Annotated in this window: 3 protein-coding genes and 1 pseudogene; 1 reads left to right on the forward strand and 3 read right to left on the reverse strand. The window is 73.1% G+C overall.

Going from position 1 to position 3452, the window contains the following annotated elements; all coding sequences use genetic code 11:
- Nucleotides 1-607: ROK family protein (locus ABT116_RS40980; protein ID WP_351645259.1), on the reverse strand; the 607-nt coding region annotated here is incomplete at its 3' end.
- Between the two features lie 124 nt (nucleotides 608-731).
- Nucleotides 732-1469 (reverse strand): GntR family transcriptional regulator, encoded by a 738-nt coding sequence (locus tag ABT116_RS40985; RefSeq protein WP_351645265.1) that lies wholly within the window; start codon nucleotides 1467-1469, stop codon nucleotides 732-734.
- 128 nt (nucleotides 1470-1597) lie between these two features.
- Here ABT116_RS40985 and ABT116_RS40990 point away from each other — a divergent pair, with 128 nt between their 5' ends.
- On the forward strand, nucleotides 1598-2620 hold the full coding sequence (locus ABT116_RS40990; protein WP_351645262.1) for a Gfo/Idh/MocA family protein: 1023 nt from the start codon (nucleotides 1598-1600) through the stop codon (nucleotides 2618-2620).
- Between the two features lie 390 nt (nucleotides 2621-3010).
- Here the strand turns inward: ABT116_RS40990 and ABT116_RS40995 are convergent.
- A pseudogene (locus ABT116_RS40995) lies at nucleotides 3011-3379 on the reverse strand (response regulator transcription factor); the annotation flags it as partial.
- Nucleotides 3380-3452 lie beyond the last annotated feature (73 nt).

The following is a 3452-nucleotide window of genomic DNA, read 5'->3' on the forward strand; positions in this document are numbered from 1 at the left end:
CATCACGCCCGAGGCGACGATGCCGAGCAGGGCCGTGGCCACCGCCACGAGGTTCTCCGTGCTCAACCACTCCATCGTGGGTGCCCCCGCCGCCGATGCCGGTGCCGAGGGTGATCATGACCAGGTGGTCCTCGCCGCGGCCGGCGCCGAAGCGCCACTCGGCCCAGGCGGCGGTGTTGGCGTCGTTGTCCACCAGGACGGGGACGGAGAGCCGGCCCGAGAGGCGGTCGCGGAGCGGTTCGTTGCGCCAGGACAGGTGGGGGGCGAACAGCACGCGGTTGCGGTCGGCGTCCACCCAGCCGGCCGCGCCGATGCCGACGGCGTGCACGTCGTGCCGGTCGGAGAGGTCCAGGACCAGCTCGGCGATGGTGTCCTCGACGACCTTGGGGCTCTTGGACTTGTCCGGGGTCTCCGTGCGGAGCATCTCCAGGATGTTGCCGTCGGCGTCGACGACGCCCGCCATCACCTTCGTACCGCCGATGTCGATGCCGACCGTGGGCACGCGGGGGGCCGTCAGGTGCGAGCGGCGCTCCCGGGTGCCGACGGTGCGGAGCACGGTGGCACGGCGGGAGCCGATGGGGGCGGTGAAGTCGCGGTAGGTGCTCATCGCGCCCGATTCTGCCTCACGGTGGGGGTGCGTGCGGAGCGGGGCAGGGGCGGGGTGGTGCGGGTCATGGCCGGGGCGCGGGTGGGCGGGGGTTGCCCGCGCAGTTCCCCGCGCCCCCAAGATTTCAGGTCCGTACCAGGAGCTGGAACTCGAACGAATAGCGCGTCGGGCGATAGGTGTGTGTGCCGTATTCCACTGCTCGACCAGTGTCGTCGAACGTCACCCGCTGCATGGTCAGCAGCGGGGCCCCCGCCTCCTCCGCCAGCCGGTCCGCCTCCTCCGTCGTCGCCGCCCGGGCACCGATGGACTGGCGGGCGCTGTGCAGGGTGATGCCCGCCGATCGCATCAGCCGGTAGAGCCCGGTGGTCTCCAGCTGGGCGGTGTCGAGGTCGATGAGGCCGGGGGGCAGGAAGTTGCAGAGGTAGGCCATGGGCTCGCCGTGGGCGAGACGCAGTCGCTCGACGCGGTGGACGTCGCTGTCCTCGGCGACACCGAGTGCCGCGGCGATCTCGGCGGAGGCGGGGACCAGCTCGTTGACGAGGACCCGGGTGGCCGGGCGCTGGCCCGCCGCCTCCAGATCGTCGTAGAGGCTGCTGAGCTCCAGCGGGCGTTTGACCTGGCTGTGCACGACCTGGGTGCCCACGCCGCGGCGGCGTACGAGGAGGCCCTTGTCGACGAGCGACTGGATCGCCTGGCGGACGGTCGGCCGGGACAGGCCGAGCCGGGCGGCGAGCTCGATCTCGTTGCCCAGCAGGCTGCCGGGGGTCAGCGTGCCGTGCTCGATCGCGGCCTCCAGCTGCTGGGACAGCTGGAAGTACAACGGCACGGGGGAGCTGCGGTCCACGCTCAGCTCGAGCTGCACGGTCGGGTCCACTTCTGGTTTCGGCACGGGCCGAGCGTAGCTCTGTGCGTTGTTGACGGGAAGTCGTGTAGTCAGATTGTCCGGACATTCGGATTGACAGCGGCGAGCTGCGCACGCACTTTGTTCTCATGCGCATCGGCGTCATCGGTACGGGCCGCATCGGCACCATCCACGCGAACACGCTCAGTCGGCATCGCGACGTCGGCTCCCTGATCCTCACGGACGCGGACCCCGCGAGGGCCCAGGAACTGGCGCACCGGCTGGGCGAGACGGCGGCGCCCGGCGTGGAGGAGATCTTCCGCTGGGGAGTCGACGCCGTGGTGATCACGACGGCGACGTCGGCCCACGCCGAACTGATCGGTCGGGCAGCACGGTCGGGTCTGCCGGTGTTCTGCGAGAAGCCCATCGCGCTGGATCTGCCGGGGAGTCTGAGCGCGATCGCCGAGGTCGAGACGGCCGGGACGGTTCTCCAGATGGGCTTCCAGCGCCGCTTCGACGCGGGTTACACGGGGGCGCGCGAGGCCGTGCGGTCCGGCAGGCTGGGGCGGCTGCACACCGTGCGGGCCCTGACCAGCGACCAGGCGCCGCCGGAGGCCGCGTGGCTGCCGCTGTCCGGCGGGCTGTACCGGGACACGCTGATCCACGACTTCGACGTGCTGCGCTGGGTGACCGGCCGGGAGGTCACGGACGTCTACGCCGCCGGGTCCGACGCGGGCCCCCGGATGTTCCGCGAGGCGGGCGACGTCGACACCGCGGCCGCGCTCCTCACCCTGGACGACGGCACGCTCGCCACCCTCACCGCGACGCGGATGAACGGGGCCGGTTACGACGTGCGCATGGAGCTCGCCGGGGAGCGCGACCAGATCGTGGTCGGCCTGGACGACCGTACGCCGATCGCGTCCACCGAGCCGACCGGGCCGCCGGCCGCGGACAAGCCATGGACGGGCTTCCTGGAGCGGTTCGGACCCGCCTACGAGGCGGAGCTGAACGCGTTCGTCGAGGTCGTCCGCGGCGAGCGGGCCAACCCCTGCGACGGGCGCGAGGCGCTGCAGGCACTGCGGGTCGCCGAGGCGTGCGAGCTGTCGCGGCGCGAGCGCAGGCCGGTACACCTGGCGGAGATCCCCGGCGGTGCCCCTCCGGGGTTGGCCTGACGGCAGCGGGCCCGTCTCCCCCGTGCGCTTCCCCGGGGCTGGCCTGACGGCGCGCGGGCGAAGAACCCCGGCGGCGCCCCTCCGTGGTCGGCCTGACGGCAGCGGGTCGATCTCCCCGTGGCGCTCCCCCGGGGCTGGCCTGACGGCGCGCGGGCGGAGATCCCTCCTGACGCCTCGCGGGCTTCGCCTGACGGCCCGCGGGCGGAGATCCCTCGTGGCTCTTCCCCGGAACTCGCCCGACGGCCCACCGGCCCAGACCCCCCGGAACTCGCCCTACGGCCCACCGGCCCACACCCCCCGAAGCGCCATGCCGGACTTCGCCCAACGGCCCACCGGCCCAGACCCCCGGAGACGCCACCCCCGCCTTGGCGTGACGGCGGGCCCGGCCGGTCAGTGCTCTTCCGGTTCCTCCTCCAGGAGCCCCGCGTCGTAGGCGAGCAGCGCGATCTGCACCCGGTTGTTGAGGTCGAGCTTGGCCAGGATGCGCGAGACGTGCGTCTTCACGGTGGCGACGCTCATGAACAGGGCACCGGCGATCTCGGCGTTGGCCAGGCCCCGGCCGACCGCGACGGCGACCTCGCGCTCGCGGGCGTTGAGGACGGTCAGGCGGTCCCGCGCGCGGGTGCGGCGCGTGTCGGCGGCGGTGCCGACGGCGTGCCGCATCAGCTGGCGGGTGACCGCGGGCGACAGGACCGGATCGCCGGCCGCGACCCGGCGCACGGCCGCGAGGATCTCGGCCGGCGGGGTGTCCTTGAGGACCCGGCTGACCCGGGGCCGAACGCGTCACGTACGGCAGGTGAACTGCTCTTCCGCCCATAGTGCCTGCTCGCAC

Origin of the sequence: Streptomyces sp. NPDC002130 (assembly GCF_040296465.1) — a bacterium.
In the GTDB taxonomy this organism is placed as follows: domain Bacteria; phylum Actinomycetota; class Actinomycetes; order Streptomycetales; family Streptomycetaceae; genus Streptomyces.

What these genes read in the sequence shown, in the direction of transcription:
- ABT116_RS40990 (WP_351645262.1), top strand. Translation starts at nt 1,598, where the DNA reads ATGCGCATCGGCGTCATCGGTACGGGCCGCATCGGCACCATCCACGCG.